This window comes from Paenibacillus sp. TC-CSREp1 (assembly GCF_050171015.1).
Taxonomy (GTDB): Bacteria; Bacillota; Bacilli; order Paenibacillales; family Paenibacillaceae; genus Paenibacillus; species Paenibacillus silvae.
This window is the reverse complement of sequence record NZ_JBNOKM010000017.1, coordinates 13,232-37,591: the sequence shown is the minus strand read 5'-3', so window position 1 is coordinate 37,591 and position 24,360 is coordinate 13,232. Positions and strand designations below refer to the sequence as shown.

Below are 24,360 nucleotides of genomic sequence, written 5' to 3'. Positions count from 1 at the left end.
CTATTCTATCGTCTGGAGTGAAGCCAGTTGAACTTATCTGCATCTTATTTAAGCCAGATTCGGCTGAAGCGTGATCAAATTGCTGCTTTTAATCAATATCCGTTTGACTTGGCCGTGATTCAACATCTACATACGCTAAATTTCCACCCCAAGGTCACGTATATCGTTGGTGAAAATGGAATGGGCAAGTCTACGCTGATGGAATCTATTGCTGTCTCCTGGGGATTTAATCCCGAAGGCGGAACGATGAATTTTTCATTTTCTACCCGGGCCACGCATTCCAATCTGTTTCAGTATATCCAACTGGTCAGAGGGTCGCGGCGTCCCAGGGACGGCTTCTTTTTCAGGGCTGAAAGTTATTATAATCTGGCGACAACGATCGATGAATTGGACAACGAGCCTTCGTATGGACCTCCGATAAAAGATTCGTACGGGGGAAAATCTTTACATGAGCAATCTCATGGAGAGTCTTTTTTTGCTACGTTTATACATCGTTTCGGGGGCCAAGGTCTGTATATTCTGGACGAGCCCGAGGCGGCTTTGTCACCGCTTCGCCAGATGGCTATGCTCGCTCGCATTCATGAACTGGTGCAGCAAAACTCACAATTCATCATTGCTACCCATTCCCCTATTTTAATGGCGTACCCGGATTCACAGATCTTTAATCTGACTTCAGAGGGCATCGAGCTCCAGACGTTGGAGGAAACAGATCATTATCAGATCATGAAGCAATTTCTGAACAACAAGGATAAGATGCTTCAACAGTTATTTGAGGAAGCTGACTCTGAGGGCTAAAGGGCACTAGCATAAGCAAGCAAATAACGAAGAATACGGGATAATGTAAAAAGAAGAGCATGAGCAGCAATTTTGACATGATAGACGCGGGTAGGTCTTTGCTTTGATCAATTCCTGTCACTCAGCGAGCGTTATACCCTGGAAGCAGCGAGTGATATAAATGATATACTAAATCCCCTATTCTATTTTTATTCTATTTCCATGAGAAAGAGACAGCAACTTTATATGATGAGCTGTCTTCTTCTCTATTCTTATCTTTGTTTTATCTTTATCTTTATCTTTATCCTTATTCTTATCCATTTTCTTCCTGCTCTTCTTTCTGCTTTTCTCTCTTATAGTTATTCTTCTTAATACCACTGTTCTCTATTAGGTATACTTCTTTTTAACCCTTATAGTAGAAATCCGGGATACTTGTCCAGCGTCTTTTAAGCTCATGTGCAATTGCCTTTGGTTTACGATCGCGTGTGAAAATGCCTTTTTTATTGCCCTGCACTCGAATGATGCCCTGACTGGTTGCGAAATCAGCAAAATTCCAAACCTGTTCTCCAACAAACTGTGGAAACTCATCGAACACTTCATGGTTGGCTTTGTAGAATTCAACCTGGTACTCTTCAGTAAACATAACGGGCTCGACATCGTGTAATCCGGCAACGGTATCTGCACCATACTCTGTCATCATCATAGGTGTGTGTGGACATCTTTTTAGCCACCCATTGAGTTCAGCGCGAAGTTTCTGTTTTGCCAAGTTCAGTTCCCCGCCATCCACATACCATCCGTAATAACGATTGAAGGTGAGCATATCCAGCAGCTCTGCAATCTGATCCTTCTCCGGCGACGATTCGATTTGGGTGACAATCGTAATCGGACGCTTCTGCGGATCTAATGCTCTGGTTAACTCCACTAGCGGTTTGAAGTATTCGTAGGCGCCCTCTTCTTCTGAAGCAGGCTCATTAGCGATGTTCCACATGACGACACATGGGTGATTTTTATCCCGCTGAATGAGCTCCCGAATTACGTCTTGATGATGTTCAAACGTTTCCAGTTCATCCCACGTATTTTTCAACACCCCGCCGCGATGGAGAACCAGCATGTTCAGATGCATACCCACTGCGGGCACCTCGTCAATAACAACAAAGCCCTCCCGATCGGCCAGCCGCATCATCTCTTCCGAATATGGATAGTGCGCGGTGCGGAATGAATTTGCCCCACTCCACTTCATCAGGTTACAATCGAGCACATTGGCCGCTTCATCAAAACCTCTGCCATGCATCGCGGTATCCTCGTGTTTACCGTATCCTTTGAAATAAAACGGTTTGTTGTTAATGAGGAACTTGCCTTCCTTTACCTCAACACTTCTCACCCCGAATGGCTGTTCATAGACATCTACGGTTTCATTTTCAGATTCCGTTTCAAGTTCAATGCGAAGCGTGTACAAGTAGGCATTTAGCGGCTCCCACAACCTGACGTCTGGAATGTGTGCCAGACCTGATGCCCCTGCAGATTCTGCCACAACCGCTCCTGATTCGTCCAGTACTTTAACTTTCACTTTAACTGCGGCCGAGCCTTCAATCTCGATAGCATAATCAACCTGTCCATCCAATTTGGCAACGATAGTGACGTCCTGGATGTAAGTTGCAGGGGTGGTGTATATTTTAACGGGACGATGAAGACCGGCGTAGTTGAAAAAATCAAAATTAGGCAGGTTCTGCACGACCTTCCCTACTCCGGCGATGTGTTTCTCAACAACTGAACCGACAGGTAAGGTAGTTTCGTCCACAACATTATGGACAGCAACGGTTAACCGATTTTTCCCTCTTTGCAGATAAGGGTTAATCACAGCTTCAAAAGGCAGAAATCCGCCCTTGTGCTCCACTACGAATTTGCCATTCACATACACTTTCGCAGCATGAGTGACCGAACCAAACCGTAAAACCAATCTCTCCCCGGTTAACAAATCCGGAATGGTGATGTCGCGCTCATACCACACCCAGCCCACGTGATCACGAATTTTTGCACTTACTCCAATGTCATTATATGAAGCAGGCACAGCCATGCATATCGTATTTTTGAGCTTTTCCTGCTGCCAATTCTCCTGAAAGCCCTGGCCTGAATCGAGTTTAAAATTCCATATTCCGTTCAGATCAATCACGTTGCGAGTCTCGGTAAGTATAGGGTATAACATATGAACATCTCCTTCATTCTCTTTTAAAAAGAATACCCTTGCTCTACCTCCCTTCGCTGTATATCTTGTTGGTCAGCTAATTGCTCATTCTCTTCGCGTTGATATCGCTTACAAGTTGAGCTGTGCGTTTTTTGTTTAAAGGATACAGCACAGCAATACATACAAAGACAAGAAATAATCCGATTGCGGGTACAAGTGTTGCTAACAGGTAAATCCCTTTAAGTGTCTCCGCAGTCTGCACTTGCAGTGAAGCGTTATATCCAACGGCTGCAACGGCTACACCACCGATCCCTCCGGCAACAGCCTGTCCGACTTTGCGTGAAAAGGAATAAATGGAGTAGATTGTGGCGTCCTCTCGAAGCCCTGTCAAATACTCATGATAGTCGACCAGGTCGGTTATAAATGCCCAGCTGATCAGATTAAACAGAGCGTAACCAAACAAACCGACGGACAAAATGATCATATATTGCACCACCGACAGATCAGGAATGAGATACAAAAGCAAATAGATCACCGTTGAAAGTAAAAATCCTGTCGCGGCGACTTCTTTTTTACCAAATTTTGCGACTAGCGGTTTAACCAAGGGCATGCCGATAAATATCGTTGCCGATTGAACGAGGCTGAGCACACTTAACAGTTGCGCGTTACCAAAGTAATCTTTGAACAAGTACGTGTTTACAGTACCAATCAGCATGAGATTGATTAAAAATATTAATGATCCGATCAGGAAAATGATCAGCGGTTTGTTTTTCAGCAGCCCCTGCAATGTTTTCTTCAAGTTTGTGTTGGGCTTCTCATTCTCATCCATGACAACACGTTCGATGGACAGTTTATAACATGCCATATACGAGGTGATTGACAAAATTCCGAAAATGACAGCACCCATCAGGAATCGATTGGCATTCGCTTCATTATTCACAAACATCAGCAGCGGGCCAAGCACGCCAACGATAAGCTGAGCGAGAGTTGCACCGAGTGATCTCCAGGTGGACAGCACGGTTCGCTCTACAGGGTCTGCGGTAATAACCGAAGCCATAGAGCCGTAGGGAATATTGACCGTACTGTACAACGTTCCCCACAAAATATAAGTCACATAAGCATAGGCAAGGTAGAATCCGTCGGACATTCCCGGGATGTATACAAACATAAGCACACCTGAGATGACCAGCGGGAAGGACATACGATAGATCCAGGGCTTGAACTTTCCATGCTTCGATGCTTTTCTCGTATCAATAAAACGCCCCCAGGTAATATCCGCTACGGCATCCCATAAGCGTGCTAACAGGAACAAGCCCCCCACCGCTGCAGGATGAATATGGAATACGTCCGTGTAATACACCATCAAAAACGAAGCTACCAATGCAAAAAAGAAATCATTCCCGAAATCACCAAACAAATAACCGAATTTATCTTTATATCCGAATGGACGCATAGTAACCCACCTTTTTATGTTTAATTGGGCATATCTCTGAATGATCATGGATGATATGAGATAGAATGATAACGCTCTCAATTTGTGAAATGCAACGTCTATTTATGCCAGTTCCAGTGATGTGACCTCCTTCAGATCTAGGCTTGAAATCGATTTCATGGAAAATTATAATCGGTATGATCCGTTTGATATGGTATTTTTCACAGATAAATCGGATGATTCACGTTTTATTTTAATAGGAATGAATTGAATTGGAGGTTTTGACGTGCAAAGCTTTACGGATGAACATCTGGAGTTTATATGTACGGTGGCCCATCATTTATACAATGTACCCTTCTACTATTTCGGAGAGCATAATCAACTGCATTATCGCATTCCTGTAAATATTGAACATAATCCTCTGTTTTCCTCGGATCACGAGATGATCGCAGCGTTGTTTGATGGCACGGAGGATCGGCGGTATCCGATTATTCGGGAAACGGTCTATCTGGAGAAGTTTTTTGCTATAAACCTCTTTGCTGACGATCAGCGGATAGGACGCCTCGTTGCGGGACCTGTAATTCATTTTAAAATGACCGAGTCCATCATTCATGTCACATTAAGTGATCTGCTAACCAAGGCAAATAACCAGGAACTGAGTATCTACTACGATCAAGTACCTGTAATGAGCAATTACACATTTATCAATTTTGCGATGGTTGTATATTACATGCTCTATCAGGAGCAGTTAACGCTGGCCGATGTATTGGGTAATCTGGAGAAGGATGACTGGAGAAAAGCAGCACTGGAGATCGAGCACCCGTATCATCAAATTATGGATGCGCGCCAAAATAACCTCATACACACCGAGATGCATAAAGAGAAAAAACTGCTGGATTATATTCGGTTAGGCAGAACAGATAAAGTGCTGGAAACCTTTCATTCCATCCATAAACAAGGCAAGAAAAGTGTTCTGTCCAAAACCAGTTATGTCAGAAGTCAGAAAAATCTGGCCATCTCCCTTATTACGCTTGCAACCAGAGCAGCGGTAGAAGGTGGTGTATTTCAAGAAATTGCTTACAATCTCAGTGATCTGTATATTCTTAAACTTGAGGAGTTGACGGATAGTAAAGCGGTGGATGATTTGATGGAAGATGCCTTGCTGGACTTTACGAAACGTGTGGAACACAGCAAAAAAAATAAATACTCCAAACCTATTAATATTTGTCAAGATTACATCTTCAATCACCTGCATGAACGGATCACCATTGCGCGACTGGCTGAACTGACTTCACTTCATCCTAATTATTTATCCAATCTGTTCAAAAAAGAAGTAGGGATCTCCATATCCCAATTTATGTTGAAAACCAAAATAGAAGAGGCTCAAAATTTATTGACATATTCTAATTATTCTCTGGCGGAGATCGCTACTCTTTTGAACTTTAATGATCAGAGTTATTTTGCGAAAGTGTTCAAAACCTATACAGGCTGTACGCCGAAACAATTCAAGGACCAAAAATAACAGACGTCCTGCGGCTTGCATAAGCAGCAGCACCAATCATCCCGGCTTGTCCACCCAGCTTCGCCTGTACGATTGTACAAGCTCCTGAAGCAAGCTGTAATGAATGCTTTTGAACGGTGTCCCGAACGCTGTTGAGAAGACGGTCACCTGCTGCTGACATGCCTCCGCCTACGATAATCCGTTCCGGATTTAACAGATTGATTACGTTGGCCAGACCAAATCCAAGAATCTCTCCTGTTTCATGCATAACCTCCATGGCAAGTGTGTCGCCAAGATCGTACGCATCCGAGATCATGTGAGCTGTAATTTGGGTGTGGTCTCCCTCTACCCATTCTGTAATGATACTAAGCTTGCCCGCATCAAGCTTATCTGTCAGCGTTCTGACCATGCCAATAGCCGATACATATCTTCCCAAACAGCCTGAGCTTCCGCAGCGGCAAGCGCGACCCTCTCTGTACATATTCATATGACCTATTTCCCCGGCACTGGAGGTTGTACCATAGATCACCTTGCCGTCATTGACAATACCAGAACCCAACCCGGTGCCCAATGTAATCAGTACCATGTTGCGATACCCGACACCCGCACCAAACAACCATTCACCATATAGATTTACGCGCACATCATTATCAATAAACACTGGAAACTCAAAATGCTGTTTCATGTGGTTTACCACATGAATATTCTCCCATTCAGGAAAATTAGGCGAAAAAACAGAGTTGCCCGTTTCGGGGTCCAACAATCCCGGTACACCAATTCCCATGCATTGAACTGCATCCGGCTGGATTCCGACAAGCAGCATCATCTCTTTTGCAATGTTCACCATTTTATTCAGTACATGAATGGGGCCTTGATCTGCTTCTGTTGCATCGCTTCGTTCGTGAATTTTTTTGAATTCCGTAGTGAATACGGCAGATTTGATATTCGTACCGCCCAGATCGATCCCGATAATATATTTACTCATTGCAGTTCCCCGATTCTGTTTATTAGAAATATCCAATTATTAAACTATAAAATCTACACGTTATTAAACCATATAAACCTACACGATGAATATAGTCTCTCCTTCACATGTACTCATTCCCATCTCCGTATTAGTTGTTCCAATGGTCCGCGGCTGTGACGTTTTTTCCAATAGAACGAAAAGCCTGCAGCGCCTGCGTAGAATATCAATGCATAGATGGTTGGGAAGACAACACTGCCATTTTCCAATAGTCCTGTTAACTGAAGTGGCACAAGTCCAATCATAACATGGGCAACATAATGTAAAAGTGAAAGTTGTCCTGTGATAGTCAGCGCTTGGACCCATGCTCCCTTCCTCCAACTCTCGGCTGCTTTAATGCAGACCACTATCTCATATTAATGGTAGTTTTCCGACCAGTCATAGCTGTAGTCCAACATAAATAGTTGAAGGATCGACACGATCACTGTGCATATTGCACCGATGAGTAGATGTGAGCTGGATGTCCTGATTAACACAGCAGCAATGACAAGGAAGACCGCATAACTCCTCTTCCGAAGCTCAGCGATACACCTATGCCTGCAAGAATGACAAATAACGCAGAAACCCGTCCTTCCAAAATCCCTGTGGTTGCGTGGATCCACCCCGGCTCTGCGGCTTGTGGATCCATCGCCAGCTTGTAATTAACCAGAATCATACCAATGACAGCAAGAGCCCTTGCCATGTCTAGTCCCAAAATTCTCCCTTTGGTCGTATGTAAGTTCATGCTATAACCTCCCCTTCTGCTTCTCAATAATGTTTGCAGCAACAAACACAAGATGAAGCATAAGGGCTTGGGAAAGACCTAAGGTCAAGTCTTATTCTAGTAAAATGAACAGCAGACTTCCATAAGAAGGCTGCTGTTTGGGTGAGCTGCTGTATGCAAAGCAAGCTAAGTTATTTTGCGTACAGCAAACCAAAGTTCTACAAATTGCTGCCCATCCTTACTTCCTGTAATTTCGAATTCCAAACCGTTCACCTGCTCATATCCCGCCGTAGGAAGCCATTCGGTAAAGAAGCGTTGGTATAAAGTTTCCATGACCCCATCAAATTGATCCCAAGTAAACGGCTCGGATGGAAAGATCGCCCAAGTAAACGCAGGTATACTGATTACCGTGTACCCTTCGGTTGTGCTTGTTTCCTTTTTGAAAGCACACAGCATATATGGAAATGTCTCTTCCTCCGTCGCTGTATAACTACACACCGAATGAACCTGATGATAGTGCGGATTCAAGAAACCAGGCACTCCTCCTGCATTCGCAGCAAGACGCTCAACCTCACCGTTCTCATGACTTTGCTTCCAGAAGTCAGCCGGAGTTTCTTGTCCATTTAGACTGAATATGCGCTCCATTCCAAACACTTCAAAGCTCTCTTTGGTTTCAATCCGATAATTCACAGGCTCAGCCCCTTTAATCGAGATGAGAAAGGACAGGCGCGGATAGGCTTTGAGGGCTGTTCCTTCTTCTCTAGCCTTGGCAGGATTCACACCATGTAACGCATAGAAAGCTCTTGCAAACGATACTGGAGATTCGTAGCCGTACTTGACTGCAATATCAACCACTTTGGTATCGCTGTTCTGAAGTTCGATGGCCGCCAGAGTAAGCCGCCTTCTCCTTATATACTCTGCAAGTGAAACATTAGTGATAAACGAGAACATTCGCTGAAATTGATGGGATGAGCAACAAGCACACTGAGCAACGTCTTTCAGCACAATCTCATTCGCTAGATTCATTTCAATATGATCCAAAGCGCGGTTCATTCTCATCAGCCAATCCATCTGATCCCTCCTCTCGATCAAAGTATAGTGTTCTGTCTGTCCTGTTTCGCAACATTTTGTGCACACTTTAGTTTCGTAATTGGATGTTGCAGAAACATATTGTCGAGTATAACGGTGCAGTAGTCCCAATAAAGCATAACTAGTTTAACGATAAAATCCAAATTTCATTTTAGTACATAAATTTTGAAGATACTTTATCTCCCCTCCGTATACTACGAAATATTTTCCGTTAGTCCTCTCTGTTTGTCATCTCGCACAATTCAAATCAATCATGTTATGTTATTTGACATATTTGTTTGACTGGAACCGATTCTCATGTTACATTTTCATACATAAGCAAGAACTGGAAATGATTACAAAGGAGCTGCTGTCTATGCATTTAACGGTACAGGAACGTGAGAAATTACTGATGTATCTGGCTGCGGATATGGCTGAAAAGCGTCTAAAACGAGGCGTTCAACTGAATTATCCGGAAGCCGCTGCTTATATTTCCGGGTTTGTTGTCGAGGGTGCACGGGATGGGAAAACAGTGAAACAGCTGATGGAAGAAGCACGTCACCTTTTAACCGCATCACAGGTCATGGATGGTGTGGCCGAGCTGATGAGCGAGGTTCAGATTGAGGCTACATTTCCAGACGGAACGAAGCTGGTGACCGTACATGAGCCTATTGCCCGTATAGACGGTGCGATTATACCTGGTGAATATGAATTCGCTGACGATCCTATTGTGCTGCTACCTGACCGTAAACGCATTACGCGTTCCGTGACCAACACGGGAGATCGACCGATTCAGGTCGGATCACATTTTCACTTTTTTGAAGCCAACCCCTCGTTATCCTTTGACCGGGAAGGCACCAAGGGCTATCGGCTGGATATCGCTTCAGGTCTTTCCGTTCGCTTCGAACCGGGAGAAACACATGAGATTACACTGGTTGAAATTGGTGGCACGAAGGAAATCTATGGTTTTGCCGGATTAACGAACGGGAGGATTGAATCATGAACACCATTGACCGTGCAACGTATGCAAGTATGTATGGACCTACGACAGGAGACCGGATTCGGCTCGCAGACACCTCGTTAAAGATTGAGATCGAGAAAGACTTTACCGTGTACGGAGATGAATGTGTTTTTGGCGGAGGAAAAACAGTCAGGGACGGTATGGGCCAGCACCCTCTGGCGACACGGGATGAAGGTGTGCTGGATACTGTCATTACCAACGTTGTCATTATAGACACCTGGGGCATCGTCAAAGCGGATATCGGGATCAAGGATGGCTTGATTGCGGGTATTGGGAAAGCGGGAAATCCGTTTGTAATGGATGGCGTACATCCTGATATGTATATTGGAGTGGGTACAGAGGTCATCTCTGGTGAAAATTTGATCGTGACTGCTGGCGGCGTAGACAGCCATGTTCACTTTATTTCTCCGCAGCAAATTGAGATTGCGCTGCAAAGTGGTGTTACTACGATGATCGGCGGAGGTTCCGGGCCAGCTACAGGGACACTCGCGACCAACTGTACCTCAGGTGTGTGGCACATTGAACGAATGCTGCAGGGGCTCGATTCACTTCCTATGAATTTTGTGATGCTCGGCCGCGGCAACAGCTCAAGGCCTGAAGCGCTGAAGGAGCAAGTGCTCGCAGGTGTCGGCGGATTGAAGATTCATGAGGATTGGGGCAGTACACCTTATGTGATTGACAAGTGTTTAAGTGTGGCCGAGCAGTATGATATTCAGGTCAATATCCATACGGATACGCTGAATGAGGCCGGATATGTAGAAGACAGCCTGCGGTCGTTTAACGGTCGTGCCATTCATACCTATCATACGGAAGGTGCGGGTGGCGGTCACGCGCCGGATTTATTACGTGTCGCTTCCATGCCTAACGTGCTGCCTTCCTCTACCAGTCCAACCATGCCTTACACCCGAAATACGGTCGATGAGCATCTGGATATGCTGATGATCTGTCATCATCTCGATCCCAAAATTCCCGAGGATGTGGCCTTCGCCGCGTCACGAATTCGTGAAACGACGATTGGTGCGGAAGATATCTTACATGATATCGGGGCGATCAGTATGACCAGTTCGGATTCACAGGCAATGGGTCGTGTAGGTGAAGTAGCGATCAGAACGTGGCAGACGGCGGATAAAATGAAAAAACAACGCGGCTCCCTTACCGGTGATAACCAGGCAGATAACGAGCGCGTCAAACGTTATATTGCCAAATACACGATTAATCCGGCCATTACCCACGGCATCTCCACTTATGTAGGCTCGATTGAAGTCGGTAAAATGGCCGATCTCGTCCTCTGGAAACCCGCCTTCTTCGGCGTTAAACCAGAGCTTGTCCTTAAAGGCGGCATGATTATTCATAGTGTGATGGGAGATCCCAACTCCACCATCTCGACACCACAGCCGTACATGTACAGACCTATGTTTGGCAGCTATGGCAAGGCACGTTCAGCCATTTGTGCGACCTTTGTTTCCCAGGCTTCAATTGATGCCGGCACCCTCTCCCCTCTCGGGTTGAGCAAGTCATTAAAGCCTGTGACTGGCTGTCGTGCAGCAAGCAAGAAAGATATGATTTTGAACGGAGAGACACCGAATATTATGGTCGATCCGAAAAATTATACCGTATCCGTGAATGGTGAAACATTGCAGTGCCTGCCAGTTGATGAACTTCCGATGGCCCAGCGCTATTTCTTGAGTTAACATGATGAGAGGTTCATCGAACTTATTCATCGCTTTATATCAATCTTCAAAAAAAGCCCAGCTGATGCAGCTGAGCTTTTTACGTTTTGACTTTATTTCTAGTTGTATCATCCGATTCTTCAGACTATTCCCGAATAAAGCCGCCTTCTGAATGAATCACCTGACCCGTGATCCACGCCCCTGCTTCACTCACCAGGAAATCAATGATGTTAGCTGCATCCTCTGGTGCTCCGATTCGTCCCAATGGAAATTTGGGCAACAGATAGTCACGAATGGAGTTATCCATCCAGGTTGTATCCGTCGGCCCCGGATTTACGGCATTTACGGTAATCTTGAGTGGTGCCAGTTCACGGGACAAGGACTTGGTAAAAGCTGAAATCGCCCCTTTGGTCGCAACATACGCCAATTCACCAGGCATCGGCGATATATCCTGTCCAGACGTCATATTGATAATTCTGCCTGAGGTTAGGCTGGATTTTTCAAATTCGCGCGCAAAGATCGTACATAAGAGAAAAGTAGATCTCATATTAACGGCATAGTGGTTGTCCATGAGGTCAGCATCAAAGGACTTGTAATCGGTGTTGACGCCATAAGCAGCATTATTAATCAGTATAGAGGGCTGGCCCAGCTTCTCGACTGCGCTTTCATAAACTTGCTGCGCTGCATATCGTTCAGCCAGATCGACATCCAGCGACGCACAACGCACACCCATGTCCTCTATTTCCTTGTGAAATGTTATGATCCTCTCAGGATCAGCCCTGTAATGAGTGAAGAAAATGTCTATATCTCGTGAAGCTAACTTGCGGCAAAAGGCACTTCCCATATCCCTCGGACTGCTGGCACCTGTGATGATTGCAATTTTTCTCTGGTTTTGAGTCATTCTATTAACCTCCTCATATAAAAGACGTGTATTGTTCTCGTCAATTATAGTAAACAGAAGTGAATAATTAAACGATATTGCTTCATTTAAGGTGATTCCCCTTTCAATTCCAATCCAGATGTATTCTAATAGAGAGTAAAGATTTTTCTATTTTACCCATGAGGTGATTCCCGTTTGATGAACTTATATGGCGCGCAGCATCACATTCTTGTGCATTCTAATGTCATTGATGCTGAGACGCATCAACATACCTTTATTCAAGTTACGATCGCTTTAGAAACTGAATTTCAGATTGAAGTTCAGGGAGAACATATATGTACTTCCGGGATTGTGCTTAATTCCAATGTAATTCATCGTTTGCAAGGTTTGGGACAGCCTCTGGTATTGCTTCTAATAGACAGCACCTCCAGCATAGCTGCGGCCTTTAAGCATTATATGGGCAAACAGGCATACGCCAATTTTCCTTCAGAGCTTAGTCTTGTCATGGCCGAATATATTAAAAAACGTTTGCCGCAAATTCATACGGCCGAGAGTTACGGTTTGTTTTTCCAAGAACTCATGACGCTGTTTAACCTCGACTATACTCCGCCGGCGATTACGGATACACGAATCGAAGCACTGATTCAACATATGAAACAATGCACAGATTCGGAGCACTCTATTCGTACTTACGCTGAGCAGTTTGGTCTTTCGAGCAGCAGACTCTCACATCTGTTTAAAGAAAATACAGGAATATCCCTTAGTGGTTATCTCGTCTTACATAAGCTGCAGAAGGCATGTTATCTGATTTTTGAAGGACTGAGTATTACGGATGCGGCCATGGCTGCCGGCTTCGATACCCCCTCCCATTTTGCCAATACAAGTAAGCGATTGTTGGGTATGACAGCCAAAGACATTCGTAAAGATAGCGTGTTTTTGCAAGTTTCCTCCCTGCACTGACGATACAATGATTGCAGGAGGTGCTCATCATGAACAACTATCTCGAGCAAACGGAATTGTTAAACTTCAATCATTCGTCCATTCAGGACCTCATTCTCAGACGTCAGTGGGCTTCGCTTCCAGTAAAAGAGCAGATTCTGTACGTGTATAACTATGTTCGAGACGAGATTGAATTTGGTTATAATCGCAGGGATGATATTCCGGCTTCAGAAGTATTGCAGGATGGCTATGGACAATGTAATACCAAAGGCATTTTATTTATGGCACTGCTCAGAGCGCTAGGCATCCCTTGTCGAATTCACGGTTTTACGATTGATAAGCAATTGCAAAAAGGAGCAATGACTGGCTGGTACTACCACCTATCTCCGAAAGAGATTATCCATAGCTGGATTGAGGTGTTATACAACGACAAGTGGTTAAATATAGAAGGTTTCATTGTGGATCTGCCTTACCTGACCAAGCTTCAGCAAAAGTTTAACGAATGTACCGGCTCATTTTGTGGTTATGGCGTAGCGACGAATGATTTTCAGAATCCCGCTATTTTTTGGGACGAGAATGATACCTATGTACAAAAAGAAGGCATTGTTCAGGATTTCGGCACGTTTGATCATCCCGACCAATTCTTCACTCTTCATCCTCAGAAGTTAAGTCCGATCAAAAGAAGGATATTCAGCAGCCTGGTTCGGCATTTAATGAATAGAAATGTCAGGCTTATCAGGAAAGGTTGAACCTCACCTTAGGCAGAAACAAAAAGCGGAACGATCCAGGGGAAATTCTCTGTTTCGTTCCGTTTGCATATGCCTTTTTAGTTGCGGCTTACGCTTTTTCCAAATAACGCTCGTTTATGCCTTCACCAAGCCAAGCCCCTTGACGAACAAGTCTGCATTGCAAAGCACTCACATCTATGCTTCGTGTCTCCTTCGCCCCATTCTCTCGGAGCATCGCAGCAGCTGTTCCGGCGGCCTCACCCATGGCAAAACAATTTGGCATAACGCGCGCAGAGCCCTGAGTTGCTCGGTCCGTGGAGATTGATCTTCCGGCAACAATGACATTATGAATACCTGCAGGAAGTAGAGAACGGTAAGGAATGCCATGTGATTCCCCTGCCGGCAGATGAATCATCGTCATACCACTTGTCGGTTTGGCCATATGAATATCGATAAAATAAGCATTACGTGCGATGTCATCAGGGAATGAACGGCAAGCCATAAAATCGTCAGCTGTAATCGTATAGTCGCCCACAATGCGCCGGGTCTCCCGAATGCCGACCTGTTCTCCTGTCACCGTCAGGAAAGCGTTCTCAAAGCCAGGGATGGTCTCACGCAGCCATTCGGTGATATGCGCAGCTAATGCCCGGCCTTCGATCGCCCCGCGTGTTAAATCTTCCGCATTCGAGCCGTCGATACCAAATACATGACCGAAGTTAAGACCTGCCGTATGGTTGTTCAGCCATGAAATCCCCGCCCACTCTCTTGCTACACGCAAACGTCCTTGTGCTTTAGCTTGACGAATGGCGTGTTTTAAATCTTTGCCATGCACCTCCACGCTGGAGAAGAACTTGCTCCGATCCAGATTGTTCAGCACAAAACACATCGTTCCTGGCTGCAGCTCTCCGTTTTCTCCGCCTTTTATGAGCTGTCCGCCAGCAAGATGGGTGATATCCGCGTCACTGGTTGCATCGATATAGATATTTCCTTTCACGGCTTGTGTGCCACTTTTGTTATGAATCACAGCAGCTTCCACATAGCCATCTTTATGCAAAATATCGCCAACGAACGTATGATACAGCACTTGAACGCCAGCTTCCATCATCTTTTTGTCCAACACTCGTTTTAATACTTCGGCATCAATCGGAACCCAATCGAGTAAATCCTGCCAGTCCTTACGAAACGTTTCCTCCATATTAAGCTTCATATCATTCAGAATTTCGAGCCCGATCCCGCGAATGACTGGTTTAACCTGATCCGTGTAGGGACAAAAGGCGGGGACCTGAGATACCGTTGCCATGCCTCCAAGGTAACCTCGCTGCTCTATCAGTAAAACGGATGCTCCGTTTCTTGCAGCAGCAAGTGCTGCGGCTACACCAGACGGCCCTCCTCCAGCGACCACAACATCTACTTCGCTATATAACGGAATACGACGCTCCGGGACATGAATTTCAGATTTTGTGTGAGTCATGTGAACACCTCCATGAATTACTTTCATTTTAACTGCCATAGAGCATAATTTTTAGTTACACTTTAGTTTCATTTTTATTTTGTTTTTTCTATAATAATCGTAAAAGTAGTCATAAAGGTGGTTCTTATGCCCATTCCTAAAAAAGTTACGTTAAAAATGATTGCAGATCAACTTGATCTGACTGTTCATACGGTTTCCAAAGCGTTACGTGGTCTACCGGGGATGTCTGAACATACACGTAACGAGGTGGTTGCTCTTGCCGCACAATTAGGGTATCGCACCAAGGAACAGGAACGCAGCATGGCAGTAGAGCAGATTCCACTCTATTCCTCCAAGTCAAGAAGGTTCGCGTTTATCGTTCCGAACACTGAACGGGCTTTTATTCATCACTCTTTATATGAGGGAATCAAGTCCAGGCTAGCCGAGTTTGGACACAAACTGGAAATGCTTTTTGCACCACAAGGGACAGTTTCTGATTCAAAATTTATCGATTGGATGGAAAAAAATGAATTGCTTTATCTGGACGGTTTCTTTATCGGGCCGATGATTCTTCCTCCCGTGGAAGCCAAATTGATGGAGCTTCAGCTCCCCAAAATTCTGCTTAATTATCCGCCGCCAATCGCGCAGGTGGACAGTGTCATATGGGATGTTTCATCGGCAGTTCATCAATCGGTTCGTTACCTCGTTAGCAAAGGGCACCGCCGGATATTGTATATTGGCAATGTGCGTATGCATCGCGGCTTCCGACTGCGCTGGCATGCTTTTCAGGAAGCTTTGCAGCTGGAAGGCATTTCTGTGAGTGAAGAGCAGCATTTGACACGTCTGCAGTCCAAAGAGACATATATCCAGCAGTTAACGGACCTATTGGAGAAAGAAAAACCAACGGCGATTCTGGTGGGCATGGAGCATGATCTGGCCTGGATTTATTACGGCTGCAGCCTGCTGGGCCGGCAAATCCCTCAGGATTGCTCTCTGATTGGCTTGGAGCATGCTGCTCCAGAGCTGATCCCTGATTTGACCCGGCCTAAACTGCCTGTGAAAGAGGTAGGTGTACGGGGTGCTGATCGGATGTTATGGAGAATTTCCAACCCGAGTCTGCCGTTTGAGCATATCCGGCTGCAAGGCGGATTTCACTCTGGAGCAACCGTAAAAGATATTACGTAACCATAAACATGAGAATAATACCCATTGTATTCGTACTATTTTGCTTCAGGTCCAATAGAACGCTCCTGTCGTTTGAATTCGCCCGGTGCCACTCCCCAATATTTGCGGAACACTTTGGCAAAATAACTGACATCCCGGTAACCGGCTGCTTCAGCGGCATCATAGACTTTAACCCCGTTTAATAACTGTTCTTTGGCGTATTCCATACTGCGCTTCAGAACGTATTCGGAGAACGACCTCCCCTCTTCTTTTTTAAAGAGGCGGCTAAGGTACGAAGGGTTGACATATAAACGCTCGGCAAGCGTATGCAATGTCAATTCTTCTTTTCCCAGCATAAGCTCAACCGCCTCGATCATCTTTTTAACAAGCTCATGACTGGAATGCGTCCTTTCTTTCTCCCGATAGAGAATGATTCGACTAGCGACTCGTTTGGCCCACGACACGATCTGATCCTTGGACAACAACGACCCGAAGGACAGAAAAGCCGAATAGTCTTCCTGAAGCACCTCTTGCATCGACCAGCGTCTCGATTGAATGATTCTTGTAAACACAGTGCTCAAATACAAGAGATGTTCATATACGCGCTGGGTAGACACTTCGTGTGAATACAACTGCTCAAAGTAATTGTCGATCAATCGGGTGACCGCAATTGAATCGTCAGTGTGAACAGCGATCTCCAGTTGTTTTTCAAATTCAGAATCAAATTTTACGTGTTGTCTGTTGCTCGTCACATCCAGATACGGGATGAACATGTCGCTCCCATAGATCGCTCGTTCTTGTAAAGCTCTGCACGCTTGACGATATGAAAGCGATACATGATCCAGGGCGCCCAAGGTGCCCTGACCAGCACTGGCTGTAATTTTCAAGCATTCCTTAACGACATTTAACAGCCGCGATACGTTAACATTGATTCGCTGGATCATGTGCTGCTCGGATTCTTCTGCTCTTCCGAGAAATAACAGTACAGTGGCCCCGTCAGCATCTGCAAACACGCGGCAGTCCTCTTCCTGAAGACATTCGGAGCTGATGCATTCCAGCGAAAATTGCAGCAAGGATTGATCGGACGATGTATATCTTCCCTCCTCCTCAGGAAGCGGGTCTATTTCACATACCGTAACGACAAAACGCGTGAATGCATCCAGGGACAGATTTAACTCCTGCATATGCTTCTGCAATTCCCATGTGGCGTAGCGATCCAGCATCCAGTTTCGGTAAAAGTCATCTTGAAGCTGAGGCAGCCGATCCTGCCACTTCCGCTTTAATTCAAGCATGCTGTGTTTCTCCATAAGCTCTTTGCGAATCTCCCCGGCAGCGTGTAGAACCGCATCCATAATCTCTTGATCTCCGGCAGGTTTAAGCAAATACTTCATCACGCCCAGCCCCACCGCAGCTTGAGCATAATGAAAATCGTCATGGCCGCTGAGCACAACCAATTTAATCTGTGGTTCCATTTCTCGAACGGATTTAGCCAAAGTCAGACCGTCCATTTCGGGCATTTCAATATCCAGCAGTACGATATCCGGTTTTTTACGTTCGATGAGACTTAACGCTTCGTGCCCGTTCTCGGCAGCAGCCACCACCTCAATGCCATGCTCATTCCACGGGATATTGTTAACCAGACTATTCATAATTCGAATCTCATCTTCAACGATCATCAAGTTCATGTTCTGACTCCCTTCTGTCATTGTTGCAGCGGTTGACGGGTAAGTTTATGGTGGCCGTTGTGCCTTCACCTTCTATGCTTTCAATGATCAGATCAGCGGTCTCTCCGTAATAAATGCCTATACGTGCTTGTACATTGAGCAAAGCAAAAAACGATGAATTTCGTTCCGAGGGCGGCGTTAAATTTCCTTTCTTCGTGAGTGCGAGTGCTTCCTGAATCTGATCTAACCGTTCTTTCGGAATTCCACGCCCGTTATCACGAACTTGAATGATTAATCGATCACGAATAACGTTTGTACTTATGTTCAAAGCACCGCCTTTTTTTCGTTTTTCCAGCCCGTGCAAAATGGCATTCTCAACTAACGGCTGAAGCAGCAGCTTCAAAATATGCAGATGACGACTATTCTCAGAGGCGTGGTAGGCGATGGAGAACTGTTCGGAAAAACGAATCTGCTGAATTCGTACATAATAATGCAGGTGTTTGAACGTTTCCTCTACCGTAAACGTTTCTTGACCTTTGCTCAGGCTAAGTCTGAAAAAGCTCGACAGATTCAGTACCATGGAACTGATTTCTTCGGCATCATAATTTTTGGCTGTCCAGTAGATGGAATCGAGTGTATTGTACAAAAAGTGCGGATTAATCTGTGCTTGCAGCAGCTTCAGCTCTGTTTTGGTCATGCGCAGCTGCTGTTCATAGATATCTTTGATTAAATGCCGCTGCTGAGTCACCGTCTGATTAAAGGAATCCGTCAAAAAGCCCAATTCATCCTGTCTTTTATTCTCAAGCTGGATGTTTAAATTCCCCTTTCGCAGCTGCCTCATGCCTGAGACCAGGCCGGAAATCGGCGAAGCTATTCCACTGTACACCAGCCAGGCAATCCAGAATGCAAGGATTACGCTGAGCACGATGATACCGTAGGTGAAAATTTGCAGCGGTTTTGATTTCATATATACTTCTTTCTCAGGCTGCACCAGTAAAATGGACCATCCGCTTTGGGGTGAGGTCACCCGTAGTATCATGTTTTTTTCGTTGCTCTCCAGGCTGTCTTGCACAATGATTTGATCTGCCTGAAACTCATGAAGCTCAAAGGCTTGTGGTTCTCCGGCAGCATTGGAGACAATCATTCGATCCTGATCATCGTACAGATAGAGCTTGGAATGATTTTTTTCCACTAACGAGGACAGAGAACGCAGCAGCTTGCTTTTGGATATGGACAACATCAGTACGTTTTCACCCTTATCCACACGGTAAAAATCAAGCAGTCTCATCATGATGAGGTCGTTACGATTATAGATGGAGTCTGCTTTTCCTGCCATTGTCTCTTTGTAACGGTCTGGCAAGTAGTAGATGCTTGCACCATTTGCTTTCAGAGCTTCCGCATGCCAACTCTCCGAATCAGAGGAATCCAGGTGTATCAGACCAAGCTTGGTTGTCATTAATGAATTTGAGGCGTGATGATAGATCATGACGTTGCTTAAATAATCATTGACAGCAGTGATGTCTGTGATTCGCTCAATCACGCGGGAGAAATCCATAATGGCACTGGGGCTCAGGGTCTCTTCTTCATGAGAAAGTAAAGATAATAAATTAGAGTCTGTTGAAATAAGCGTAGACAAGTTTTTGATGCTGCCGAGCGTCAGATCCACAAACTCCAGACCCGAACTCATTGCACTAATCGTCCGTTCACCAAGCTCCTGCTCCAGAATCTGCTGGGATTTCACATTGGCATAGATACTGAACGCAACCAGTGGCAGCAGAATCAAGAGGAAATAACAGGTCAACTTTACCTGAATGGACTGGGAATAAAGATGCTGGAATCGTCTGAGCCATTTCATACGCTACCCTCCCCAATGACAGATGCGATATGTTGTGTTTATTGATAGGCCTGGCAGGAGGTGTTGCTTGTTGAACCAGCTGAAACAGCGCCCGATTTGAGCGCTGTTTCAAAATTGCTTTTCTCCACCTATAATAATTGAGATAACAGCGATTGGAAGGTTATTCTGTCATCGGAGTGTACGTGAAGAACATTTAAGTTCAATTATTCTGGTTCACTTCATTCGTAATTTCCTCTCCACCGTTCTTCTTCCAGTCTTCAACAAACTGGTCGAAGGCATCCAGTGGCAGATCACCCATAATGATTTTGGTGAATATTTCATTCTCCATTTTTCCGAGTTTCGGACCATATTTCCCCATGCCTGCTGTTGGAACTCCCAGGTATTGATTACGAATGGCAACCGTATTGATCTGATCAATAATTTCATTGAGCTTGAACTCCATCCCGAGTGAATCCAGACGGTCTCTGGAAACTTCCGCTTCAAACGGAACGATCGCTTCACTCAGTGTCTGACGGTAAATATGTTTGTTGTGTTCATCAAAATTGGTGACAACCTTACCGTCCTGCGTGTTCCACACCTCCCCTTCGAAGCCGAGAACAAGTGTGCGATATCCATCACCAATCATGAAATCAAGCATGCGAATGACCGCATCCGGGTTTTTGCTTGTAATTGGAATGACATTGTAACCGGATACATAATTGTTGCCCCAAGTTCCTTGTTTACCATCCGGTCCAGTCGGGTACTCCAGCGTGATCCACTCGGCTTTGGCATCATTCTTCTGATTGGTTAGGATAGGCCCCCTCGTATCATACCAGTTCCCTGAGAACAGCCCGACTTTACCACTTGCAACCTTCTCATCCACATTGGCCATTTTGTTTAAAGCCCATTCGGGATCAATTAATTTCTCCTTATACAGGTCGGCGAGATACGCCAAAGCTTCTTTCATTTCAGGTAAAGTGCTGGACATCACCAGCTTGCCGTCTCGTTCTGTCCATTGACCGCGCTGAATTCCCCATGCACCGATGAACGGAGCTGTTTTGCCCAGATTTTCTTGCAGGATCAATCCAAAGGTGTCATTTTTACCGTTTCCGTCCGGGTCCTGCTGTGCAAAAGCACGCATCACATTTTTATACTCTTCAAGAGTCTTGGGTGCCTTCAACCCCAGTTTATCAAGCCAGTCTTTGCGTGCAAATATTATTTCATTGCCCGGGATCGGATTCAGACTTGGAATGGCATAAATTTTCCCGTCGACGGTTACTGTTTTCCACGCTTCTTCAGGTATATTTTTTTTCAGATTTTGCCCGTATTGATCTATCAAGTCGTTTAATGGTGTTAGTGCTTTTTGTCTAACATAGCTTTCAAACCAGTTCGGGTCGTAGGACAAAATCATATCCGGCAGATCACCCGAGGCCATAATGACATTTAGTGCTTCCCCGTAACCGTCTGCTGGCGGGGTCGTCAGCTTGATGTCCATGTTCGTATTTTCTCGAATATAATCGATGTACGGATTTTTGTTTTCATCCATGCCTTCGGGGAACTTCCGACCCGCATTATTTAATACAATCTCGATGGATGGTTTCTCACCGGTTCCATCTGTTGCTGCTTCTTTTGCTCCGGAAGAACATGCGGTAACGATGAACAAGGCGGCCAGAGCCATGACGGTTACAGAACGTTTCATATAGTTCCCCATGCTTGATCCATTACTTTTAATTCTTTTCATATGACAATCCCCTCCGTGTGGTCAGCTTCATGTTATCCTTTTACAGAACCAAGCATAATGCCTTTGACAAAATGTTTTTGCAAGAAAGGATAGACCAGCAATATTGGAAGTGTACTCGCGATCAGTGCCGCAGCCTTCAATGACTCCAAAGCGAGCAAGGTGCTGTCGATGTTGGCGGAATATCCATTATTATTGCTGATGTTGGATTGATTGAACATCACTAATTCTCGCAAATAGACTTGAAGCGGGAAAAGCTTGCGATCGGTTACATACAATACAGTGTCAAAAAAGGCATTCCAATGCCCGACAGCGTGAAACAGTGTGATCGTTGCGATCACAGGCATGGATAGTGGAACAACGATGCGTATTAATGTCCCGACATTGGACGAGCCGTCAATTTTGGCGGATTCCTCAAGTTCGAGCGGCACACTTTGAAAAAAGTTTTTCATAATAATTACATTAAACGCACTGACAGCTCCAGGTATAATATACACCCAGAACGAGTTCAGGAGTCCAGTCGCTTTGACCACCAGAAACGTCGGAATCATGCCCCCGCTAAACAACATCGTAAATACAATCAGAAACATAATGGCTGAACGCCCCTGAATATAGGACTTGGATAACGGGTAAGCAAGCATACATGTGATCACGACATTTACCGCTGTTCCGATGACCGTACGAAGCAAGCTCACTTGAAAAGCGTTCAGAAACGCTTGCTCTGCCAGCACCTTCTGGTAGGCCTCAAAACTGAAATCTACGGGCCACAGATGTACTCGCCCTGATGTAATTGCCTGGTGACTGCTGAAGGACTGGGCAACGACATGCAGGAAAGGAAGCAAGGCCAGCACCGCGAAGAGGCCAAGCAGCACAACATTCAGTCGGGATATTAGGCGTTCTCCCCTTGTAAGTCTCACGTGATTTGCTCCTCCTCTACCATAAACTGTCCTGCCCGAGTTTTCTGGCTGCTTTGTTTGCGAATACGACCAGAATGAGGCTGATGACCGATTTGAACAAACCTACGGCTGTTGTAAAGCTGTACTGGGCCTGGGTGATACCCGTTCGGTACACATAGGTTTCAATGACATCGGCGACGTCGTAGACGAGTGGATTGTAAAGCACAAAAATTTGTTCAAACCCCACATCCAGCACACTTCCCAAACGAAGCACAAACAAAATAACAATCGTTCCCATGAGGGATGGCAGCGTGATATGAATCAATTGCTTCCACTTGTTTGCTCCGTCTACCACTGCGGCTTCATAAATTTGGGGATCAATGGAGGAAAGCGCCGCCAGATAGATAATCGCCCCCCAGCCTACCTCCTTCCAAATATCGCTGGCTACAAGAATCGTTCTGAACCATTCCTTGCTTCCAAGGAAAAAGATCGGTTCCAGTCCAATCATGCCCAGAAGTTGGTTAATGATGCCTGTAGACGGGGATAAGACATTAATCAGAATACCTCCGATAATGACCCAGGATAAAAAGTGCGGCAAATACACAAGTGTCTGAATGGAGCGTTTATACAACATGTTGCGAACTTCATTCAGCATCAAAGCCAGAATGATCGGCCCCGGGAAGCCCCAGACCAGCTTGTAGAGACTGATTAACAGCGTATTTTTGAAAACCGAATAGAATTCACCATCCATGAACATGTTTCTAAAATGGGTGAGTCCTACCCACTCACTGCCGCGTATGCCGGCAAATGCGCTAAAATCCTGAAATGCAATGACGATGCCCCCCATCGGCAAGTATTTAAAGATGATAAAATACGCGAGCCCTGGCAGCATGATCAAATATAAGTCCCAATATTGTTTAAAAGATCTGAATCGCTCGGGTTTAACCTTGCGGGGTACGGGAGTTTCTGGTTGTTCCAGCGCTGCCACATCTGATGCCACTTGCATACCTCCTTTTCTTCGTTGTGTATTTTCTTCGTCTGCCTCTTCTCGTTGAAACCTATCTGTTTGAACACTCTCATTGTACCTTCCAAACATGCGCTGCTTTAAGACCAATCCCATGACTGTTTAGGTGAATTTGATGACTATTTGCATAGAAGTGGATAAATCCAATGGATGCTTGGAGTTCTTTAGCTACCGGAAATGAAAACGAAGAACGATTATGAGAAGACAGAGCATGAAAAGACGATGAAGATGCCTTGTCTTTGCGAAAAAGAGAATATCGTAGGAAGTCTTTTGCAAGGTTATCGCAGGCACAGGCTTCCAAATAGTAGAGGTCGGTGGTGAGGACGTAAGGTGTGTCTCCTGCGGAGGGTCATGGGGTCGGAGGTGTAGGTCTTCTGCGAAGGTGCGTGGCGAGGATGTAAGGTATATCTCCTGTGAAGGGTCATGGTGAGGTTTTTGCAAAAGGTCATGGCGAGGACGTAGGGTATGTCTCATGCGAAGCTGACGATTGGGCTTTCTAATTGATGCATGAGCTGGTTTATCTCCAATTTTCAAGGGGATGAACCGCTATCCGATTGTGGAGTTAATCGGGAGTCTTGCTACTCTAACGATCTCCACAAACGCTATTTAGGCGAAATCAAACGTTTTTCATTTCTAACGATCCCAGGAGAGCTTATTTTTAGAAATTG

21 protein-coding genes are annotated in these 24,360 nt (G+C 45.2%); 7 read left to right on the top strand and 14 right to left on the bottom strand.

Annotated elements, in window-relative coordinates; genetic code table 11:
• Window positions 1-57 precede the first annotated feature (57 nt).
• Entirely contained in the window at window positions 58-795 is a 738-nt protein-coding gene (locus tag ACQSGY_RS23905; protein ID WP_427181294.1) for an AAA family ATPase, read from the top strand.
• A 177-nt stretch (window positions 796-972) separates the two neighbouring features.
• Here the strand turns inward: ACQSGY_RS23905 and ACQSGY_RS23900 are convergent, their stop codons facing one another.
• From ACQSGY_RS23900 to ACQSGY_RS23890, 3 genes are all read right to left on the bottom strand, one after another.
• Complete coding sequence (locus tag ACQSGY_RS23900; RefSeq protein WP_427181227.1) at window positions 973-1,095, bottom strand: hypothetical protein; 123 nt, start codon at window positions 1,093-1,095, stop codon at window positions 973-975.
• 82 nt (window positions 1,096-1,177) lie between these two features.
• On the bottom strand, window positions 1,178-2,977 hold the full coding sequence (uidA, locus tag ACQSGY_RS23895; RefSeq protein WP_427181226.1) for a beta-glucuronidase: 1,800 nt from the start codon (window positions 2,975-2,977) through the stop codon (window positions 1,178-1,180).
• Between the two features lie 76 nt (window positions 2,978-3,053).
• Window positions 3,054-4,409: an MFS transporter gene (locus ACQSGY_RS23890; protein WP_427181225.1), complete on the bottom strand. Its 1,356-nt coding sequence runs from the start codon at window positions 4,407-4,409 to the stop codon at window positions 3,054-3,056.
• 265 nt (window positions 4,410-4,674) lie between these two features.
• Between ACQSGY_RS23890 and ACQSGY_RS23885 the strand changes: the two genes are divergently transcribed.
• Complete coding sequence (locus tag ACQSGY_RS23885; protein WP_427181224.1) at window positions 4,675-5,910, top strand: helix-turn-helix transcriptional regulator; 1,236 nt, start codon at window positions 4,675-4,677, stop codon at window positions 5,908-5,910.
• On the opposite strand, the gene ACQSGY_RS23880 is transcribed toward ACQSGY_RS23885, so the two are convergent.
• The 4 genes from ACQSGY_RS23880 to ACQSGY_RS23865 form a co-directional block, all read right to left on the bottom strand.
• Entirely contained in the window at window positions 5,894-6,874 is a 981-nt protein-coding gene (locus ACQSGY_RS23880; protein ID WP_427181223.1) for an ROK family protein, read from the bottom strand. The two genes, ACQSGY_RS23885 and ACQSGY_RS23880, sit on opposite strands and share 17 nt — an antisense overlap.
• A 113-nt stretch (window positions 6,875-6,987) precedes the next feature.
• Window positions 6,988-7,260: a DUF418 domain-containing protein gene (locus ACQSGY_RS23875; RefSeq protein WP_427181222.1), complete on the bottom strand. Its 273-nt coding sequence runs from the start codon at window positions 7,258-7,260 to the stop codon at window positions 6,988-6,990.
• 122 nt (window positions 7,261-7,382) lie between these two features.
• On the bottom strand, window positions 7,383-7,637 hold the full coding sequence (locus tag ACQSGY_RS23870) for a heparan-alpha-glucosaminide N-acetyltransferase domain-containing protein (RefSeq protein WP_427181221.1): 255 nt from the start codon (window positions 7,635-7,637) through the stop codon (window positions 7,383-7,385).
• A 165-nt stretch (window positions 7,638-7,802) separates the two neighbouring features.
• Complete coding sequence (locus ACQSGY_RS23865) at window positions 7,803-8,687, bottom strand: AraC family transcriptional regulator (protein ID WP_427181220.1); 885 nt, start codon at window positions 8,685-8,687, stop codon at window positions 7,803-7,805.
• 373 nt (window positions 8,688-9,060) lie between these two features.
• On the opposite strand from ACQSGY_RS23865, the gene ureA reads away from it, so the two are divergent.
• Together ureA and ureC are read left to right on the top strand one after the other, a co-directional pair.
• The gene (gene ureA / locus ACQSGY_RS23860) at window positions 9,061-9,687 is read left to right on the top strand and encodes an urease subunit gamma (protein ID WP_145402233.1); all 627 of its coding nucleotides are present in this window, start codon (window positions 9,061-9,063) and stop codon (window positions 9,685-9,687) included.
• Entirely contained in the window at window positions 9,684-11,396 is a 1,713-nt protein-coding gene (ureC, locus tag ACQSGY_RS23855) for an urease subunit alpha (protein WP_427181219.1), read from the top strand. The genes ureA and ureC overlap by 4 nt, the downstream gene beginning before the upstream one ends.
• 124 nt (window positions 11,397-11,520) lie before the next feature.
• Here the strand turns inward: ureC and ACQSGY_RS23850 are convergent, their stop codons facing one another.
• Entirely contained in the window at window positions 11,521-12,276 is a 756-nt protein-coding gene (locus ACQSGY_RS23850; protein ID WP_427181218.1) for an SDR family oxidoreductase, read from the bottom strand.
• 177 nt (window positions 12,277-12,453) lie between these two features.
• On the opposite strand from ACQSGY_RS23850, the gene ACQSGY_RS23845 reads away from it, so the two are divergent.
• Window positions 12,454-13,215 carry a helix-turn-helix domain-containing protein gene (locus tag ACQSGY_RS23845; RefSeq protein WP_427181293.1) on the top strand — a complete coding sequence of 254 codons (762 nt, stop codon included), beginning with the start codon at window positions 12,454-12,456 and terminating at the stop codon, window positions 13,213-13,215.
• 29 nt (window positions 13,216-13,244) lie between these two features.
• Complete coding sequence (locus ACQSGY_RS23840) at window positions 13,245-13,943, top strand: transglutaminase-like domain-containing protein (protein ID WP_427181217.1); 699 nt, start codon at window positions 13,245-13,247, stop codon at window positions 13,941-13,943.
• An 88-nt stretch (window positions 13,944-14,031) separates the two neighbouring features.
• On the opposite strand, the gene ACQSGY_RS23835 is transcribed toward ACQSGY_RS23840, so the two are convergent.
• A complete protein-coding gene (locus ACQSGY_RS23835; RefSeq protein WP_427181216.1) occupies window positions 14,032-15,393 on the bottom strand; it encodes an FAD-dependent oxidoreductase in 1,362 nt (453 codons plus the stop codon).
• A gap of 126 nt (window positions 15,394-15,519) precedes the next feature.
• Between ACQSGY_RS23835 and ACQSGY_RS23830 the strand changes: the two genes are divergently transcribed.
• Window positions 15,520-16,557 carry a LacI family DNA-binding transcriptional regulator gene (locus ACQSGY_RS23830; RefSeq protein WP_427181215.1) on the top strand — a complete coding sequence of 346 codons (1,038 nt, stop codon included), beginning with the start codon at window positions 15,520-15,522 and terminating at the stop codon, window positions 16,555-16,557.
• A gap of 35 nt (window positions 16,558-16,592) precedes the next feature.
• Here the strand turns inward: ACQSGY_RS23830 and ACQSGY_RS23825 are convergent, their stop codons facing one another.
• The 5 genes from ACQSGY_RS23825 to ACQSGY_RS23805 form a co-directional block, all read right to left on the bottom strand.
• Entirely contained in the window at window positions 16,593-18,221 is a 1,629-nt protein-coding gene (locus tag ACQSGY_RS23825; protein WP_427181214.1) for a response regulator transcription factor, read from the bottom strand.
• On the bottom strand, window positions 18,202-20,055 hold the full coding sequence (locus ACQSGY_RS23820) for a sensor histidine kinase (RefSeq protein ID WP_427181213.1): 1,854 nt from the start codon (window positions 20,053-20,055) through the stop codon (window positions 18,202-18,204). The genes ACQSGY_RS23825 and ACQSGY_RS23820 overlap by 20 nt, the downstream gene beginning before the upstream one ends.
• Before the next feature lie 199 nt (window positions 20,056-20,254).
• On the bottom strand, window positions 20,255-21,775 hold the full coding sequence (locus ACQSGY_RS23815) for an extracellular solute-binding protein (RefSeq protein ID WP_427181212.1): 1,521 nt from the start codon (window positions 21,773-21,775) through the stop codon (window positions 20,255-20,257).
• Window positions 21,776-21,807: 32 nt separating this feature from the next.
• Entirely contained in the window at window positions 21,808-22,689 is an 882-nt protein-coding gene (locus tag ACQSGY_RS23810; protein ID WP_289372791.1) for a carbohydrate ABC transporter permease, read from the bottom strand.
• A gap of 16 nt (window positions 22,690-22,705) precedes the next feature.
• Window positions 22,706-23,674, bottom strand: a complete 969-nt coding sequence (locus ACQSGY_RS23805) for an ABC transporter permease (protein ID WP_427181211.1) — start codon at window positions 23,672-23,674, stop codon at window positions 22,706-22,708.
• Window positions 23,675-24,360 lie beyond the last annotated feature (686 nt).